Source organism: Bacillus sp. BS3(2021), from assembly GCF_021043345.1.
GTDB classification, from domain to species: Bacteria; Bacillota; Bacilli; order Bacillales; family Bacillaceae; genus Bacillus; species Bacillus paralicheniformis.
Genome location: NZ_JAJNDM010000002.1, coordinates 211,582 through 230,150, shown reverse-complemented (window position 1 = coordinate 230,150; position 18,569 = coordinate 211,582). Strand labels below are relative to the sequence as shown.

The 18,569-nt window shown below is 47.3% G+C and carries 16 protein-coding genes; 10 read left to right on the top strand and 6 right to left on the bottom strand.

The genetic code is table 11. The features are described from left to right. Positions 1 to 24 precede the first annotated feature (24 nt). The gene (gene licC, locus LQ247_RS06460; RefSeq protein WP_231005759.1) at positions 25 to 3,885 is read left to right on the top strand and encodes a lichenysin non-ribosomal peptide synthetase LicC; all 3,861 of its coding nucleotides are present in this window, start codon (positions 25 to 27) and stop codon (positions 3,883 to 3,885) included. Continuing rightward, positions 3,882 to 4,622, top strand: coding sequence for a lichenysin biosynthesis thioesterase LicTE (gene licTE, locus LQ247_RS06455; protein WP_231005758.1), 741 nt, complete (start codon positions 3,882 to 3,884; stop codon positions 4,620 to 4,622). Before licC ends, licTE begins: the two co-directional genes overlap by 4 nt. Positions 4,623 to 4,668: 46 nt before the next feature. Here licTE and LQ247_RS06450 read toward each other — a convergent pair whose 3' ends face one another. Next, the gene (locus LQ247_RS06450; protein WP_020450109.1) at positions 4,669 to 5,580 is read right to left on the bottom strand and encodes a DMT family transporter; all 912 of its coding nucleotides are present in this window, start codon (positions 5,578 to 5,580) and stop codon (positions 4,669 to 4,671) included. A gap of 135 nt (positions 5,581 to 5,715) precedes the next feature. On the opposite strand from LQ247_RS06450, the gene LQ247_RS06445 reads away from it, so the two are divergent. After that, a complete protein-coding gene (locus LQ247_RS06445; protein ID WP_020450110.1) occupies positions 5,716 to 7,065 on the top strand; it encodes an aminotransferase-like domain-containing protein in 1,350 nt (449 codons plus the stop codon). Positions 7,066 to 7,076: 11 nt separating this feature from the next. Here the strand turns inward: LQ247_RS06445 and LQ247_RS06440 are convergent, their stop codons facing one another. Further along, entirely contained in the window at positions 7,077 to 7,757 is a 681-nt protein-coding gene (locus tag LQ247_RS06440) for a 4'-phosphopantetheinyl transferase family protein (RefSeq protein ID WP_020450111.1), read from the bottom strand. A 70-nt stretch (positions 7,758 to 7,827) separates the two neighbouring features. Here LQ247_RS06440 and LQ247_RS06435 point away from each other — a divergent pair, with 70 nt between their 5' ends. Further along, positions 7,828 to 8,643, top strand: coding sequence for an alpha/beta hydrolase (locus tag LQ247_RS06435; protein WP_425332683.1), 816 nt, complete (start codon positions 7,828 to 7,830; stop codon positions 8,641 to 8,643). 40 nt (positions 8,644 to 8,683) lie between these two features. Continuing rightward, entirely contained in the window at positions 8,684 to 9,550 is an 867-nt protein-coding gene (locus tag LQ247_RS06430; RefSeq protein WP_059231297.1) for an AraC family transcriptional regulator, read from the top strand. A 27-nt stretch (positions 9,551 to 9,577) separates the two neighbouring features. Here LQ247_RS06430 and LQ247_RS06425 read toward each other — a convergent pair whose 3' ends face one another. Further along, entirely contained in the window at positions 9,578 to 10,240 is a 663-nt protein-coding gene (locus LQ247_RS06425) for a YczE/YyaS/YitT family protein (protein WP_020450114.1), read from the bottom strand. Between the two features lie 365 nt (positions 10,241 to 10,605). Between LQ247_RS06425 and LQ247_RS06420 the strand changes: the two genes are divergently transcribed. From LQ247_RS06420 to LQ247_RS06400, 5 genes are all read left to right on the top strand, one after another. Further along, a complete protein-coding gene (locus tag LQ247_RS06420) occupies positions 10,606 to 10,794 on the top strand; it encodes a hypothetical protein (protein ID WP_020450116.1) in 189 nt (62 codons plus the stop codon). Between the two features lie 493 nt (positions 10,795 to 11,287). Continuing rightward, positions 11,288 to 12,949, top strand: coding sequence for a pyridoxal phosphate-dependent decarboxylase family protein (locus tag LQ247_RS06415; protein WP_231005756.1), 1,662 nt, complete (start codon positions 11,288 to 11,290; stop codon positions 12,947 to 12,949). A 14-nt stretch (positions 12,950 to 12,963) separates the two neighbouring features. Beyond that, positions 12,964 to 14,688, top strand: coding sequence for a methyl-accepting chemotaxis protein (locus LQ247_RS06410; RefSeq protein ID WP_026580520.1), 1,725 nt, complete (start codon positions 12,964 to 12,966; stop codon positions 14,686 to 14,688). A gap of 384 nt (positions 14,689 to 15,072) precedes the next feature. Beyond that, positions 15,073 to 15,726, top strand: coding sequence for a TetR/AcrR family transcriptional regulator (locus LQ247_RS06405; RefSeq protein ID WP_035337257.1), 654 nt, complete (start codon positions 15,073 to 15,075; stop codon positions 15,724 to 15,726). Positions 15,727 to 15,771: 45 nt separating this feature from the next. Then, positions 15,772 to 16,236 carry a hypothetical protein gene (locus LQ247_RS06400; RefSeq protein WP_035337254.1) on the top strand — a complete coding sequence of 155 codons (465 nt, stop codon included), beginning with the start codon at positions 15,772 to 15,774 and terminating at the stop codon, positions 16,234 to 16,236. Between the two features lie 65 nt (positions 16,237 to 16,301). Here LQ247_RS06400 and LQ247_RS06395 read toward each other — a convergent pair whose 3' ends face one another. The 3 genes from LQ247_RS06395 to tcyA are packed head-to-tail and all read right to left on the bottom strand — an operon-like array spanning position 16,302 to position 18,558. Further along, a complete protein-coding gene (locus LQ247_RS06395) occupies positions 16,302 to 17,045 on the bottom strand; it encodes an amino acid ABC transporter ATP-binding protein (RefSeq protein WP_003178866.1) in 744 nt (247 codons plus the stop codon). A 15-nt stretch (positions 17,046 to 17,060) separates the two neighbouring features. Next, a complete protein-coding gene (locus LQ247_RS06390) occupies positions 17,061 to 17,765 on the bottom strand; it encodes an amino acid ABC transporter permease (RefSeq protein ID WP_020450121.1) in 705 nt (234 codons plus the stop codon). Continuing rightward, positions 17,752 to 18,558, bottom strand: coding sequence for a cystine ABC transporter substrate-binding lipoprotein TcyA (tcyA, locus tag LQ247_RS06385; RefSeq protein ID WP_231005755.1), 807 nt, complete (start codon positions 18,556 to 18,558; stop codon positions 17,752 to 17,754). Before tcyA ends, LQ247_RS06390 begins: the two co-directional genes overlap by 14 nt. Positions 18,559 to 18,569: the final 11 nt, after the last annotated feature.

The following is an 18,569-nucleotide window of genomic DNA, read 5'->3' as shown; positions in this document are numbered from 1 at the left end:
AGCCTATGAAAGGGGGATACGATTTTGAGCCAGTTCAAAAAAGAACATGTCCAGGACATATACTATTTGTCGCCGATGCAGGAAGGGATGCTTTTTCATACGCTGCTGCATCCGGGACAAGGCTTTTATATTGAACAAATCAGCATGCAGGTGAAAGGCTCTTTTCAAAAAGATATATTGGAAAAAAGCATGAATGTCATCATCGGCAGGTATGATATATTCCGAACCGTTTTCGTTCATGAAAAAATGAAACGTCCGGTTCAAGTCGTTTTAAAGGAAAGGTCGTTTCAGGCAGAAGAAATTGATCTATCAGGACTTTCTGAAGCAGAACAAAATGAGAGAATCGAAGATTATAAACGAAAAGATAAAGAAAAAGGGTTTAACCTCTCAAAAGACATTCCGATGAGAACCGCGGTTTTTAAAAAGGGACAGGACCGTTACGAATGGGTGTGGAGCTATCATCATATTCTTCTGGACGGATGGTGCTTCGGGATCGTCGTACAGGAACTGTTTGAAGTGTACAACGCGCTCCGCGAAAACAGGCTATACAGCCTCGGGCCCGTCAAACCTTATAAAGACTATATTAAATGGCTCGAAAGTCAGGACAAACAAAGATCGCTGGCTTACTGGGAACATCATTTAGCCGGATTCGAAGGGCAGACGACATTCAGCGAACAGCGGAAAAAACCGGAGCAAGCCGGCAATCAGCCGGGAGAACTGCTGTTTACACTTCCAAAAGAAGATACAGAAGTGTTCACACAGCTTGCAAAAGCGCATCATACCACGTTGAGCACGGCTCTTCAGGCGGTGTGGTCGGTGCTGCTCAGCCGCTATCAGCGATCCCGCGATCTGATCTTCGGTACAGTTGTGTCAGGCCGCCCCGCTGACATTCAAGGTGTCGAGCACATGGTCGGTTTGTTTATCAATGTCGTCCCGAAACGGGTAACCTTTGGCGCGCAAACGACCTTTACAGAGCTGGTCGCTGAATTGCAGAAGCAGGCGCTTGAAGCTGAGCCGCATCAATATATGCCGCTCTATGATATCCAAAGTCATATAGCAGCGCCGAACTTGATCGACCACATTATCGTTTTTGAAAATTATCCGCTGCAAGAAGCCAACAAACAGCACGAAGAAAAAAATCTCGGCTTCACAATGGATGATATCACCGTTTTCGAAAAATCGAATTATGATCTGAATTTGCTTGCTTCACCGGGTGAAGAAATGCTGCTGAAACTCGCATACAACAGGAATGTCTTCGAACCATCTTTCATCTTGCAGCTAAAAGAACAGCTATTGACAGCTATTCGCGAGATCATCAGAAATCCGGAGCAGCCGCTTGACGACATTTGTGTCGTATCCAAAAAGGAAAAAGAGCGCCTTCTCCATGAATTTAACGGTCGAGTCCAACGGAAGCAAACTGGGCTGACGATCCCGCAACGGTTTGAGCAATGTGCTGAAGCGCTCCCGGAACAACCCGCGGTATCAGCGGCCGGGCGGACGCTGACATATCGGGAATTGAACGAACAGGCGAACAAGGTCGCGCATCTTTTGCGCAAAAAGAACGTCGGCCGCGGCGAACCTGTCGCTCTTTTGTTCCGCCGTTCGCCGGAAATGGTCATCGCAATACTCGCCGTCTTAAAAGCAGGGGGCGCCTATCTGCCGATTGACCCGGAATATCCTGAAGCGCGGATTCAGTATATGCTGGAGGACAGCGGGGCTGTTTGCATGTTGACACAAGAAGAGCTTGCCGGACAGGCGGCGTCGCTTTCTTTTCATCAGAATACGATCTTGATCGACGATCCGGCGGTGTCTGCAGAAAGCGGGCGAAACCTTGAAATTGCCGCCGAACCGGACGACCTTGCTTATATCATGTATACGTCAGGCACAACGGGAAAACCGAAAGGCAATCTGACGACCCATGCCAATATTACAAGAGTTGTAAAAGAGACAAACTACATCAGCCTTTCCGAGAAAGACACCTTGCTGTCCCTTTCAAACTATGCGTTTGACGGCTTCACATTTGATGTGTACGGCGCGCTTTTAAACGGAGCAAAGCTGGTAGTGGCCGATCAGGCGACGATTCTCCATATCGGCAAGCTGACAGAAACGATTCAGAAGGAAAACATCACGGTCATGTTTGTGACAACGGCGCTGTTCAACCTCCTGGTCGATGCGGGAACAGAGTGGATGAAAGGGATTCGCAAAGTTCTGTTCGGCGGAGAGCGCTCATCTGTCAGCCATGTCAAGAAAGCATTTGCCGCCATGGGACCGGACAGGATCATTCATGTATACGGGCCGACGGAAACGACCGTCTTCGCGACGTTCTATCCGGTCAACCGCATTGAGGACAGCGCGGTTTCCATTCCGATCGGCAAGCCGATAAACGAAACCAATGCATACATTCTGACGGAAAATAACCGGCTTCAACCGATTGGAGCGGTAGGTGAATTGTGTCTGAGCGGTACAGGGGTATCGCGCGGCTATTTAAACAGGCCGGAACTGACTGCGGAAAAATTCGCGCCGCATCCGTTCAACAGCGGTGAAACGATGTACAGGACAGGGGATCTGGCCCGCTGGCTGCCGGACGGCAATATCGACTTCATCGGCCGGATCGATGATCAAGTGAAAATCCGCGGCCACCGAATTGAGCTCGGTGAAATCGAAGAGGAGCTGATGCGCTGTCAAGGCGTAAAGGAAGCCGTTGTAATCGCCAAGAAAAGCGGGAATGGGGATGCGGCGCTCACCGCCTATGTCGTCCCGGTGCGGGGAGCTGTGGTTTCGAACGAGGAGGTTCGCCGCCAACTGGCTCGGAATCTCCCGGCTTACATGGTGCCGGATGCATATATCATGCTTGAAGAGCTGCCGCTCACCGCAAACGGAAAAGTCAACCGCCGCCTTCTTCCTGAAGCAGATGGCCGGCCGAATCCAACAGAGCACCGTGCACCTCGCAATATGACGGAAGAAAAGCTTGCGATCATTTGGTCTGAGGTTCTCGGTAGACAGCAGATCGGAATAGACGAGAACTTTTTTGAAATCGGGGGACATTCATTGAAAGCTATGGCTGTCACCTCCCGGATGCTGAAAGATCTCGCTATCGATGTTCCGGTGAATGTGTTGTTTGAAATGCCCACAATCGAGGGCCTCGCGGCTTATATCGACCAGGGCGGACATACGGATGACGTGAAAAAAACCGTCTTCAATCAGGAAAGCACCCGCCATTTGTTCGCATTCCCGCCTGTCCTCGGCTATGGCATCGTGTACGGCAAACTGGCCGAACAAATGCCGGAATACAAGATTCATGCGTTTGACTTTATAGAAAGCGATGACCGCGCCGTGCGCTACGCAGAAGCCATCTCCGGCCTTCAGCCTGAAGGGCCGCTGACATTAATCGGCTATTCGGCCGGCTGCGGACTCGCCTTTGAAGTGGCGCAAACACTCGAAAAGAACGGGCGGAAAGTCGAAAAGCTGCTGATGATCGATTCATATATGAAGAACGGTGTCAGCGATTTAGAAGGGCGGTCAATTGAAGCTGATACAGCTGCTCTGATGGAAGCCAACAAGGACAATGAATATATGAAAATCAAGACGGTTGCCGATGGCATCGCCAAAAAGATGGCAGCCTATTATTCTTACTTTGTTAATCTTGTCCATCAAGGAACGGTCAGCTGCGAGATTCACTTGATCAAATCAGAGCACGCGAAACCGCTCCCGGAATGGCTTTCGACGTGGAAAGAAGGAACGGAGTCTTCTTATGATGAATATCAAGGTGTTGGAAGACATGATGAAATGCTCGCGGACGTCTTTGTCAAAACCAATGCAGATTTGATCAGACAGATTTTGGGCGAACGTGCCGCTGTAATCGGGGGGGGGGGGCATGATAAATGAACGAGATCATTAAGCAGTTTGGAGCGCCGGCAAGCGGCACGCAGTTGATCTGTTTCCCGTTTGCCGGGGGATATTCGGCATCATTCAGACCGCTTTATGAACATTTAAAAGCAGATTTTGAAGTACTGGCCATCGAACCGCCTGGACACGGAACAAATCGAATGGCGTTTGTCGACAATTTGGAAGAACTCGTCGATCTGTATATAGCGGCGCTCAAGCCGAGGCTCTCCGCTCCATTCGTACTGTTCGGCCACAGCATGGGCGGGATGGTTGTTTACAGGTTGACGCAAAAGCTTGAACAAGAAGGCATCTTTCCGGCAGCTGCGGTGATTTCAGCGATTCAGCCGCCTCATATTCAGCGGCAAAAAGTGTCTCACAAAAATGATGACGCATTTCTCGACCATCTCATCCAGCTTGGCGGAATACCCCAACAACTGAAAGATAACAGGGAAGTCATGAACTTTTTCCTGCCGTCATTCAGAGCGGACTACAGAGCGCTTGAGACGTTCTGCCATACGGATCATACGCCGCTCATGTCGCCTGTTCATATCCTGAACGGAGATCGCGATGAGAAATGCATGAAGGATGCGCATGGCTGGAAAAAGTGGGCGCGTACGATCGATTTCCACTATTTCAAAGGCGGCCATATGTATCTTTTAGCAAAAACGGAACAAGTAGCCGCGAAGATCAAAACGATTGCCGCGGCCAGCCGCAAGGAGGCCGGCCCGGCTATATAAAGAAAAACGGAAAATCGGTGTGTTGAAACAGCCGATTTTCCGTTTTTTAGCCTTTTTTCAGCCGACTTTCCGGCCTGACCATCGTCGCTCCGATCAGTCCGGCAATAATCATCCCCGTTCCTGCGAAGTGAAACCATTCAAGTGATTCTCCCAGCCATATGATCCCAGCCAAAATCGTCACCAGTGTCGCCAGATGATTAAACATGCTGATTTTCGCAGCTTCTATTTTTGAGAGAGCATAATTAGATAAAAATGATGTCGCAAACGATGACAACACGCCCAAATACAAAACCGAAAGAATAAACACCGGATCAGTGAAGGGAGCAAAAAATCCGCTCAGCGTGCCGTCTGCCATGTGACTGATCCCGGCGATGCCGTTGAAAAAGAGAAATCCCGCACCAGTGGTCACATATGTTAATTCAAGCGAATTGAAGGTGCGTGTCATCTTTCTCGCGAGCACACTGTAGCCCGCCGATGAAAGCGCCGAAAGCAAAATCAGCGCCGCCCCTCTCAAATCGGAGCTTCCGGTGCCTGCGCTTTTCATCATAAAGATGCAGGCCACCCCCGCCGCTGACAAGACGGTGAAAAAGAATTGCCGCTTCGTAAACCGTTCATTTAAAAAATAAGCGGCGAATATCATCGTAAAGATCGGGATCGCCGCTTGAATGATGCCGGCTTCAGACGAAGACGTGTAGACGAGCCCAAACACTTGAAAAGCAAAAAACATGACAGGATAAAATAAAGCTAAAGGCAGTACCTTCAGCGCATCTTTCATGCTGATGCCAATCTTTACCCATCCAAGCAGAAGGGGAAAAAGCGCGGCCAAAAAAGCGACCGTAAAGCGATGGGCCAGAATATCGACCGGATTCGCTGCAGTGAGAGCCAATTTGACAAAGAAAAAAGAAAACCCAATGATAAAAGCATAGAGCAAAGCTGCCGCATAAGCAGATTTGTTCAAAGTCGATCATCTCCGTTAAAGTATGCATGCAATACAGATATTTTACCGGCTTCTGTCATCTTATACGGAAGCGAAATCTGATACAATACAAAAAAACGGAATCTGTACCGTTACAGATTGGCGAAGGAGACGAACATGCACAAATATGTAGCGCTGATGAACGAATTGGAGGATATGATCGAAGACAAATCCTTTCAGGAAGGGGACAGGCTGCCGTCCATCCGCGAGCTGTCCGTACGCTTCAAAGTAAGCAAAAGCACGGTCATCAGGGCGTTTAGCGAGCTGGAGAGACAGCACCTCATCTACTCAGTGCCGAAAAGCGGCTATTACGTCGTGAAAAAAACGAATCAGCGACCAAATCCGGGAAAGGCTGTGATCGATTTCTCAGCATCTGCTCCTGATCCTGATGTCTTTCCATACATCGATTTTCAGCATTGCATCAATAAAGCCATTGACACATACAAAAACGATCTGTTTATCTATGGGACGCCGAAAGGTCTTCCGTCATTAATCGAGGCCATACAAAAAGAGCTTGCCAACGGCCAGGTGTTTGCGAAAGAGGAACACATTTTTATTACATCAGGCGTGCAGCAGGCCCTCGCTCTGCTCGCTTCAATGCCTTTTCCCAACCGGAAGCGGAAAATTCTGATCGAACAGCCGAGCTATCATTTACTGATTCAATACCTTGAAGTTCACGGCATACCCGCAATCGGCATCGAGAGAACCGCTGAGGGCATCGATATGGACGAGCTGGAGCAAATTTTCCAAACCGAAGACATCAAATTCTTTTATACGATGCCGAGATTCCACAATCCGCTCGGGACTTCCTATACGGAACGGGAAAAAATGGCCATCGTCAAGCTGGCGGAAAAGTATGACGTCTATATCGCCGAGGATGATTTTTTAGGAGATTTGGAGAATCATAAAAAGGCGGACCCGTTACATTATTATGACGTTTCTTCACACGTCATTTATTTGAAAAGTTTCTCCAAGATTATTTTTCCGGGTCTGCGGGTCGGAGCCGCTGTGCTGCCCGATTCTCTGACAGATGTGTTCAACCGGTACAAACAGCTGCTCGACATTGACAGTTCCATGCTGTCTCAGGCCGCTTTGGAGATCTATTTGAAGAGCGGGATGTTTGAAAAGCATAAGCAAAAGATCCGTTCTTCCTATCAAAAAAGATCATGCCTTCTGCATGATCTGCTAAAAGAATGTGCCGCGTCACTGGGGGATGTGCTTGAATTCCATCCACACGGCCATCCGGCCATCCACACCCACATCGAATTGGACCGGACGATCCCGGCGTCCCGTCTGATCAAAAGCTTACAAAAACGGAACGTCCTGCTCGAACCGGTAAACGCTCATTATATGTCGGCCTTTCCAAAAAGAAATCTATTAAAAATCAATACGTCCAATGTAAAGGAAGACGACATCCGCCGCGGCATCGACCGCTTGCGGCAAGCGGTGGAAACCGCTTATTTTTAGAGCGGAACTTTTTAAAGCGTTGACAGTTCAGCGCAGCTTTTCATCACAATGCGGTCTGGAAATTCAGGTGCGGCGGAACACACCGCCATTTTATAGCCTGGGTCAATTTCATAGGCTTGGATATAGCAAGGCGGATAGCCTGGGGGAGTTTCCACCGAAGCGCGTCCTTGTTCGTTCAGTTTGACGGAGAAGGAATCAAGCGGCAGAGACAGGCCTTTTCCCGCCTGTTTGATAAAGCTTTCTTTCATCGTCCACAAATGATAGAAATACGACAGGCGCTCTGAGTCGTCCTTTTCCATGAGATCATGGTGCTCTGAAGGAGAAAAAAACCGCTCGGCAATGTCGAAATTGATCGGCTTGATTTTTTCGACATCAACTCCGATCGGCTTGGTGCCAGCTCCGCACACGATCCAGTTTCCGGAGTGGGAAATGTTGAAATGAAAGTCGTTCAGACCTTCAGCAGCCGGTTTGCCGTACCTTCCTTCCGTAAAACGGATCTGATCGTTCGGTAAATGAAACGTTTCACTGATGATGTGCCTCGCCAGCACTTCCCCGATCAGCGTCCTGCTGGCATCTTCGGGATATCTGTATCTGCCCACTTTTTTGCGCTTTTCTTCAGACACCATGGCCATCATTCGGTTAAATTGGCCGGCTTCCGGCAGCTGATCCATATAAACGGCGTAAATCTTCATCAAATGCAACCTCTTCACATGATATTTTTTCTGCTTCCATTTTAGCAAACAGGCAGCAGGAAAGATAGGCATGATACCTGTGCAGAATGGAGTGATGAACATGATAGACGGAACATTGATAAAAGATACATACTTCGGGAGGGAGCTTTTGATCTATCTTCCTCCTTCATACGGAAGCAGTAATAACCGCTATCCCGTCCTATACGTACACGATCTGGGCGATTTGTTCGATCCGGCACACAGCGGCAGTTTGCCCTCAATCGAAAAGCTGTTTTCGAATCAGGAAGTGCCGGAATTGCTGCTGGTCGGAGTGGCTCCGAAAGACAGGGAAAGCGAATACACGCCTTTTCCCAAACCGCATTTGCTGCCGAATAAACGGGCGTACGGCGGGAAGGGCAACGAATATGCCGCTTTTTTGGCCAATCGGCTCAAGCTCTATATCGACGGGCGCTACCGAACAAATCCAAGCCGTGAACATACAGGAATCATCGGAAAGTCGTTCGGCGGATTGATCTCGGTTTACACGGCGTATTTAGCATCTAAGACATTTGGGAAAATCGGATCTTTGTCAGGGTCTTTCTGGTTTGAAGGAATGACCGAGTTTATGAAGAATAACCGCTTTGAAAATGAGCATCTGCGCATTTATATGGATGTTGGAAGCATGGAAGGAGCAGACAGGGATAATCTGCAGAAGGAGATGATACCGAGGACGAAGGAAGCCTTCAGCCTGTTAACCGAAAGCGCCGCCTTCGAAAAAGAACTGAAGTTTGTCATTGATGAAGGAGGCTCACATCGGCTTGAGAGGTTTGCGAAGCGTTTTCCGGAAGCCGTCAAATGGCTGTTCGGCTCCTGTCACAACAACGCACGGAATGACCGGAATTTCTGATTGGCATGAAGTATCGTTGTAAATGAGAGGAGCGGAAACAATGGACATTCTGAATCGTTTGGCTGAAAGCATCGATTATATTGAAAAGCATTTGGATCAGCCGCTGAAACACGAAGAAATCGCCCAAATCGCATACTGTTCGAAATTTCATTATCAGCGGATGTTCTACATGCTGACGGGTGTTACCCTTGCCGATTACATTCGGAAAAGAAGGCTGACAGTCGCCGCGCAGGAGCTGGCTGCTTCACATATAAAAGTGGTTGATGCTGCTTTTAAATACGGCTACAACACACCGGAATCATTTTCAAAGGCATTCAGCCGCCTTCACGGTATCAGCCCTTCACAGGCCCGTGAAAAAGGCAGGACGCTCAGGGCATTTCCGCGTCTATCCTTTCATATTCAAATAAAGGGAGTGGAGGATATGAATTACAAGATTGTTGAAAAAGAACCGTTTCAGGTGATCGGCAAAGCGTTGGAGGTTACGGTGAAGGATGATCAAAACAAAAAGGACATTCCGGCTTTTTGGAACGAATTAAATCACAACGGCTTTACCGATTCTTTAAAGCCGGATATCGGCCCGCTCGGCTTCCTTGGCGTCTGCATGGATTTTAACGATCAAGCCGATACGTTCAATTATGTCATCGGGGTCGAAAAAACAACCGCCGATACGCCTGCCGGCTGTGTCGGAAAATCGATTCCCGCCGCAACTTGGGCCGTATTTGAGGCCATCGGTCCCGTCAATCCGGCTGTTCAAGCCACATGGGAAAGAATCTTCTCAGAATGGTTTCCGGCGACGGGCTATGAACTGGCGAACGCGCCGCAATTTGAAGCCTATCCTGAGGACGGGGATATTATGGCGCAAGACCATATCACCGAAATTTGGATACCGGTGGTAAAACAGAAATAATCTGAACGAGAAAAACGGATGAAACGCTCATCCGTTTTTTTTCAGCGACATATGTACAGGCTTGGCAGCTCTGATGCGCCTTCCTGTCATAGCTGTTTTTAAAAGCTGTTTGGACTGAGGCAAAGAAAACCGCAAAATCAGGCCTGTTAAAATGGCGGTTAAAACAGTGCCGATGCCGATCGGCCCGCCGAGCAGCCAGCCGATCAGTAAAATCGTCAGCTCCATTCCGTTGCGGACCCACTGAACGTTCCAGCCCGTTTTCTCGGAAATCAAAAGCATCAGGGAGTCGCGCGGACCCGCACCAAGATCTGCCGACACATAAATGCCGACTCCGTAACCGATAAAAATGACGCCGATCACGAATACGACAGTGCTTGAAATATACGTTTCCGGGTCTGGAAGAATATAAGTAAAGAAATCTATAAAAATACCGATTAACAGCATATTAAGCACGGCGCCGATTTTCGGCCATGCTTTTGTAAATAAGGACGTTAAACCTACGATAACCGCCCCGACAATAATCGCCCATTGGCCGACTGTAAGGCCCAAAAGCATATACAACCCGTAGTGAAATGCATCCCAAGGACCGATGCCGAGCACTTTCCCTTCAATCGTAAGAGAAACCCCAAAAGACAAAACAATCAATCCGACAAAATAAAAAAGCCAGCGCAAAACAAGTTCCCGCTTCAATGGATTCCCCTCTTTTCAAAAAAACAATCGATTGTCATTGTATCACATTCTTCAGAACGGATAAATGCGGATTTCGGAATGCGGCTCTTCAATTTACATAATTATGATTATATTCCAATTGATGAAAATGATGTATGATAGCTGTAGAGATACATTTTCCATTGTGGAGGGGAGAAATTCAGAGTCTGATAAGGGTCCTGGACCCTTTTGTTTCTTTCGAGGAAGCATCATCTGCCAGTTCTATTCGACAGAGCCAATGGGCGAACCGAGCGCTTGGTCCGTTCTTGTAGGCTGGCTCTTTGCTGTCATTGCGGTTCAGCAGTTTGCAGGGAAAAAACAGCAGATGTTATGAAAAAAGGAGGGGAATGGCGTTGATTTTTTTAGTAAGGCTGATCTGTCTTTCCGTTTTAGCCTGTCTCGCACTGTTGCTTATATTGAACTATGCACCTTTTCTGGCGATGCCCGTTTGGATTGCTTTGATCATTGCCTTGATCGTCTGTCTGTATCTTGCCTTTAAAGAGGAAACGAAGGAATGGAGAAGACGAAAGCACTAAGCTTTTCTTCAGCGTTTTTTCTTGAATGAAAGAACATTTGCCAAAACGAAATAGATGATGGCCGTCCCGGACACAAACAAAAAAATTCTTTCCACTCTCTTGCCGTCATGTATACAAAGCGGCAGATCTCGAGATGTTCATCCAAGTAAAAAGCCTGGGTATATGCGCTGACTATCATGCCGGTAAAGACGAATAGGCCGACCATATTGAGCAGCATTCTCATACTGAATGTTTTTTTCTCATTTTCTTGTTTCATTTTAAAGAAATCCTTTCCAATATGAATTTATCATTCTATTGTACGGAAATAGCGCTCAAATGTTTCGAAAACTTCTTAATATATCGTTAAGAAGTTTTTTTATTTAAAAGAAAATGTAAAAGATTAAACAATTTCATGAACTTTTTGAGCGAAGGCCTAAAAATATAGGAATATTATACCGATATGGCAAGTGAAAACTTTTTCCGAAATATTAAAGACAAGGCAGGAGAGAAAATCATGCAGCAACGCAATACACCGGATGTACAGAAATGGTTTCCGAGCGAGGACGGAAATGAAGCGAAAAGACATGAATTCCTATCATTGATCGAACAGCTGATCGAGGGAGTGGACGAGCTGAAAAATCCAGATCAGGTCAACCTTGGCGGCGAGAAGAACCGTGAGGGCTTCTTTTATGAAAAGCTGGTCGCAGAGAGCCGGATTCCGAACGAAGGTGCGCCGATGAAAGAGGTCAACGAAGAGCTGTTGAAGCTGTTGCACGGCCATCCGTATCATACCAAATACTTTTTCACAAACATTCTGCCGATGGCGAGCATCCCGGGGATATTAGGCATGCTTACGACGTTCATGGTCAATGGGAACAACCTGTGGGATGTGTACGGTCCAGCCGGAGCGGAGGCGGAAGTGAAAGTTACGGCGATGATGTCAAAGCTTGCGGGGTATGATGCCGAAACAAGCGGAGGCTACACGACGTGGGGAGGACAAGGTGCGGTATACAGCGGCCTCAGAATCGCGATTGCCAAAATGGCGCCGTCATCGCTGAAAGAAGGGGTTCCCGGCAATTTCTACGCGTTTTGTTCTGAAGCGGCTCATTACAGCTTGTATAAGTCAATGGAAGCCGCAGGACTCGGGAGCGATCATTTAATTAAAGTCAAAACAAATCTCGACCATTCCATGGATACGGAAGATTTGCGGGCGAAGCTTAGACAAGTCTGCGAAGCCGGGGGGATTCCCGTTTATATCGTAGCTACAACAGGAACGACAGATGCGATCGGCATCGATGATGTGAGCGCTGTCCGCCGTGCGGCTGAAGAAACGGCGAAAAGCTTCGGGCTGCCGGTTCCGCATATCCACGCCGATTCCGCCCTGGGAGGATTTTTTGCCTTTTTTAATGAGTACGATCTGAATGAGAACGCTTTATCCTTCAGTCCCGGTGTTCTTAGCATGATCAAGCCGATTCAGGAAAAAATGAGGCATCTGCACGCAGCCGATTCGCTTTGTTTTGATTTTCAGAAGCTCGGACAGACGCCTTATGTGACGAGCCTGTTTCTTGTGAAAGATCGCAATGACTTAAAACGGATCGATCTGGATCCTGATGAGACGCCGTATGTCGGCCACCGCGGCTATGGGGACTACCATACGGGCTACACGCTGGAATGTTCGCGCATGGCCAGTTCGATCAGTATGTACAGCGCGTTGATGGCATTTGGCTATGAAGGCTATCAAAAGCTGCTCGGACAGTTTCTTGAAGTCAACCTGCATTTTAGGGAACAGCTTTCTCAGCAGATTCCGGAGGCCGATATTGTGAACCCGGACAACTTCGGCATGTCTACGCTGTTTCGCATTTATCCTGAAGGTGCCCCTAGATTTGAAGACGAAATTTCGGGAGCATGCACCATTCAAGAGCTGGAAAGAAACAATGCACTCACTGAAAAACTATTTGAAAAGCTCGGAACAAAAAGGGACAAGATGTTTTTTGGCGATACGAAAAAGCACTTGCTTGTGAAATCCTGTGAAGGGACTGAGATACCGCTTTGCGTCAGCAAATTTTTCGTCATTTCTCCGTATACCATGCCTGAACATGTCCCGGGAATTATCGATTATTTAAAAGAAAATATTGAGGAAGTCTGCCGGGAGCATGGATCTCTCATGACAAATTAAAGGGGATATAGACGATGAAAACGTTGAAGAAAAAGCTAACAGAACACATTTCAGTCAAAATTATGATTGGCGTCGCCTTAGTGCTTTTAATCACGATCGCATCATTTTCAGCTGTGTTTACTTATATCAGCAAAGACTTGTCAGAGCAGCTGAGACAGCAGTTCCAAAACCGTCTTTATACCGATATTCATCTTGCTGAAAACCAAATCAAACGTCTGGACGGGAATCCGCTTGAAATCGATTCTGCGGACAATCCGCTTTACAAGCAGACAAAAATGGCTGTGGACAGCCTGAAAAAGAAAAACAATCTTGAAAATATCTATATCCTTTCCAATGAGGGCGGGAAGGAGCGGATTCTCGTGCTGTCGGATACGTCCGATGATTTCGGCACGGATTACAGTTTTTCTCCTGAAATGAAAGAAGCCTTAACGACAAACAAAGAGACGGTAAGCGACGTGTATGAGGATGAATACGGCATTCACCAGTCGATTTTTCAGCCGCTTGAGAACAGCTCCGGCGAAAAGGTGGGAATTTTGGGGATCGATCTTGATGCTTCCGTGATTCCGGCGACGGCTGCAAAAGCGAAGTGGTATACAATTGCGATCGCAGCATTTGTCTTGCTGCTCGGAATGGCCATGGCCTATTTTCTCGGTTCTTTTATCGCGAAGCCGATCAGGCAGCTGATGAAGGCATCAGAAAAAATTGCCGACGGCGATCTGTCGGCCGACATTTCTGTCAAGAGCCGTGATGAAGCCGGAAAGCTTGCCGAATCGTTCAAGCGGATGAGCGAAAATTTACAACAATTGATTGGACAAATTTCAGCTTCCTCTGAAGAGGTATCCAAGACGAGTCTCCAGCTGAAAAATGTATCGGCTGAATCGAGCGAAAGCGCGGCCCAGGTGGCTGAATCGATGAACAGCATGAGCGAGGGGATCAACGAAGTGGTCTCGTCCGTTTCGGATTGCCACACATCGGCTGCCGAAATCGATCATCAGCTTACACACGTCACAGAAGAAGTGAACGAGATGAAGAACGTTGCCGAAGGCGTCAGCAAGGATTCCAAGACCGGACAGGAGCTTGTCGAAGAAACATTGCGGCAGACCCAGACGATTAAAAACGTGATGGAAGAGTCCAAACAAGCAGCAGCAGAGATGCAAAACCATACCGAAGAAATTGAAAAAGTCATCGGAATGATTTCCTCTATTGCCGAACAGACGAATTTGCTGGCGCTCAATGCTTCAATTGAAGCCGCCCGGGTCGGTGAAGAAGGCCAGGGCTTTGCTGTTGTAGCGGGAGAAGTCAGAAAGCTTTCTGAACGCTCGGCAGATGCCGCTTTATCCGTTTCCCAGCTTGTGGCGGGCACGCAGGAGAGCAGCCGGCTTGTCATGGAACGCATTCAGGAAGGAAACGCAGCGGTTGACAAAGGGCAAATATTAATCAATGGCACATACGAGAACTTTTCAGGAATTTTTAAGGGGATTTCTCAATTTGCCAAACGGACCGATCAGTTGCTTCAGTCTTTGTTAAAAGTCGAAAAATCGTATCAAAACATTTCGGCTGCGATGGAGCAGATTTCCGCCGTTACCGAAGAGCAGGCGGCAGGTTCTGAGGAAGTCGCGGCAGCAGCGGAGCAGCAAAGCGCCGGCATGCAGGAAATCGCATCGGCCATTCAGCAGCTCTCCGCTTTGTCGGAAGAATTGAATCAAGCGGCATCCAAGTTTAAACTGGCCGCAGAATAAAAAAGAACAGCCTGATCCAGAGAGATCAGGCTGTTTTGTTGTGTCGACAAACCTTTTTCAGTTTGAATAAATGAGGCGGCAAAAAATGAATAAATAAATCTTTGATTCAAGCGTTATTCGAACCGTTCAACTTCTTAACGGATTCCTAGGGAAGGTGTAGAGGTTTTCTACTAGCAGAGACTTGACAATAAAGAGTTTAATTTCGTCGCGGTTGGGCGAGTTTTACTTATCAATCGGAAGCAGTGACGGTCGAGTTGATTCCTTTTACTACCGAAGCTACTAAACGCCCAAGAGACCGCAATGGTATTTCCTTTTGTTGACAGTTTCTCGATATTCTTTTATAATGTTGATTGACATGAATGTCAATGAAAAGAGGTTTTTTTCTTGTCACCACGTACAAAGGAACAGAATGAAGAAATTCGAAGACAGCGGAAACAGGAAATTTTACGAGCAGCCATCTTGGTGTATGCTGAAAAAGGGTACTCAGCTACCGAAATTGGCGACATTGCAGCACAGGCTCGCCTGGCGCGTGGGTTGGTGTATCACTATTTTAAGAACAAGCAAACCTTGTTCCGTGAATTGTATGAGGATATAATGGCCCAGACCAAGCAGAAGACGGTGTCTCACTTTCAGCAGGATAGGCCTCCTTTGGAATTATTAAGCGAGTATGCACGATTAGTATGCATGCAGGTTTTGAAGGAACCAGCCCTTTCACGTTTTTACATGAGAATCAGTCTAGACATTCATTTGCTGTATACCGAAGAACAGCTTTCTCCTTTTGAATGGGTAAAAGCATTTATTGAACCCATCGCTTCGGTCATTGAACAAGGCATGCAACAAGGTTCGATACGGCAAGGAAGTGTAAATCTTATGGCTATGCAATTCTGGGGAGCCATATCACAAGGTATGAACTACTTAGGGCAACTGCAGCAGGAGCAACAACAAAAAGGAACAGCAGAGCAAACAGAAAATCATCAGTTGATGACTGTTATAATGGAAGTTACAGAAACTGCTTTATCTATCGTAAGAGCAGAGTGAATTTTTTATTAACATTTGTGTAAGTCAAAAGAAAGGATGTGGATAATGACATTAGTAACGATAACACAAGCGGAGTTTGATACATTAAGCGATGAGAGGCTCGGATGGGTATGTGTTGAGTCTACCCTACTAAGTATTCGTGGAAAGGATGCCGCGGCAAAATCAGAAGCGATTACTAGTTTGAACAGGAGTCAGCAGGCCCTGTGCATGTTTAGGGTTTTCTATGACCATGCAAAGGACTCCGCCCAAGAGTTTTACTCCTGGGTGTCCTATTTATTGCAGGCACCGGGATATTGGACAGGTGTGACCGGGGCTTTGCGCTATTTCGGTGATGAAAACCTGTTGAAGCTACTCGAAGATACAAAGCAGGTTATTGAAATTAATGGGCATAATGCTGATACAATGAATGAGTTATACGAGCGGTTTCAAGGGATCGTTTCCGGCAGTCTGAAAAGAATTAGTTCTTTCATCCGGTCTAATCCACAGGACTTCGTCATTCTAGCAAAATAATTCGAGATTTGATTGAACGTAAAAAATGACAAACCCCCTGATCTTGTCAGATCAGGGGGTCATGTTTATACAGGATTCAAAATCCGGTTTAAAAACTGTTTTGTTCGTTCTTCCTTAGGGGCTGAGAAAATTTGTTCAGGCGGACCCTGTTCGACGATGACGCCGCCGTCGATAAAGACGACTTCGTCTGCGACATCCTGCGCGAATTTGATTTCGTGGGTGACGACAACCATCGTCCAGCCCTCATTTGCAAGGTCTTTCATGACTTTCAGCACTTCACCGACCAGCTCGGGGTCAAGCGCCGATGTGGGCTCGTCAAAAAGCATCAGTTCTGGCTTGATGGCCAGAGCGCGGGCGATCCCGACGCGCTGCTGCTGTCCCCCGGAAAGCTGGAATGGATAAAGGTCCATTTTGTCTTCTAGGCCGACCTTTTGCAGAAGCTGAACGGCTTCCTTTTTGACTTCTTCTTTATTGCGCTTTTGCACTTTTACCGGCCCTTCCATCACATTTTCAAGCACGGTGCGGTGCGGGAACAGGTGATAGGCCTGAAACACCATTCCCGACTTTCTCCGCAGTCGAAGGAGGTCAGCCGGTTTATTTTTCTTGGAAAAATCGATGGTAAAATCGTCAAAAGAAAGAATGCCGCGGTTCGGAATTTCCAAAGCGTTCAGGCAGCGAAGCAGCGTCGTCTTGCCGGAACCGGAAGGCCCTAAGATGGCGATCACTTTTCCTTTTTCGATGTTCAGGTCGATTTTTTTTAAGATCTCGTTTTCGCCGAAGGATTTATTCAGCCCTTTGATCGCAAGCATTGTCTATTTCCCTCCTTACCTGGCCACATACCGGTCCAATCGCCGTTCAATCTGCTGCTGAACAAGCGCGAGAACAAAGCAGATGATCCAATAGATGAATGCGGCTTCCATATAAATGATTAAAATTTGGTCTAGATTGCTGGCCCCGATTTCCTGGGCTTTCCGGAATAATTCAGCAACAAGAATTTGTGACGCAAGCGATGTGTCTTTAACCAAGCTGATGAATGTATTGGATAATGGCGGAATCGACACGCGTACAGCCTGCGGCAGGATGACCCTGGTAAGGGCCGTTTTTTGAGTCATTCCAATCGAATAAGCCGCTTCCCACTGCCCTTTCGGAACGGAAAGGATGGAAGCCCTGATGATTTCCGAAGCATATGCGCCGACATTTAATGAAAAGGCAATGATCGCGCTCGGAAACGGGTCAATCGTGATTTGAAATGCTGGAAACAAGTAAAAAATAATGAATAGCTGAACGAGCAGCGGCGTTCCGCGGATCGCTGAGACATAAATGCCGAAAACCGCTCTTAAAATGCGGGATTTGGACATTCTCGCCAGCGCCGTGATCAATGCGATGATCATACCGAATATAAAAGAGAGAATGGCAAGGGGAATCGAGTAATAGATTCCCCTTAAAAAGATCGGCCAAAATGATTCACGCACAAGATCCCAGGGGATCGCCGCGCCGATGGCCGCCGCTTGTATATTATTTAGAAACATCTTCGCCAAACCATTTCTTCGCTATTTTCGCGAGTGTGCCATCCTCTTTCATGTCTTTCAGCGCGGAGTTGAACTTGTCAACCAGCTCGCCGCTTCCTTTGCGGAAAGCAAAATGCGTAGTTTGCGGCTCGCCTGTTTCAAAAGCGACTTTCAGGTTTTTGTTTCCTGATGTCTTCAAATAGTTCAGCACCGCCAGTTTATCGTTAAAGGTGAGGTCGACACGGCCCTGCTGAATCAACTGAAACGCTTGAGCCATTCCTTCCACGCCTTCGATTTCAGCGCCGGCGTTTTTCGCAAGGTCATTATAGTTGCTTGTCAAAGATTGTGCAGCTTTTTTCCCTTTGACGTCCCCTTCAGCTTTTATATCGTTGTTGTCCGCTTTTGTGACAACGACGGCTTGGGAAGTTGTATATGAATCGGAAAAATCATACTGATTTTCACGGTCTTTTTTCCCGACTTGGTTGGCAACGACGTCAAAACGCTTGGAGTTGAGGCCGGCAAACATGCTGTCCCACTGCGTTTCTTTAAATTCAGCTTTCAGGTTGAGGCGCTTGGCGACTTCCTTCATCACTTCGACATCATAACCTGTTAATTGATCTGTTTTTTTATCGTGAAATGTAAATGGTTCGTACGTTCCTTCAGTACCGACGGTCAAAACGCCTTTATCTTTAATTGAAGACCAGAGGCTGTCGCCTGCTGCGTTTTTATCCTTGGAATTGTCCCCTGACGCGCCGCATGCGGCCATCACGGTGATCAACAGCGTCAGTAATACAGCGAATATTGCTTTCTTCATTTTATTCCCCA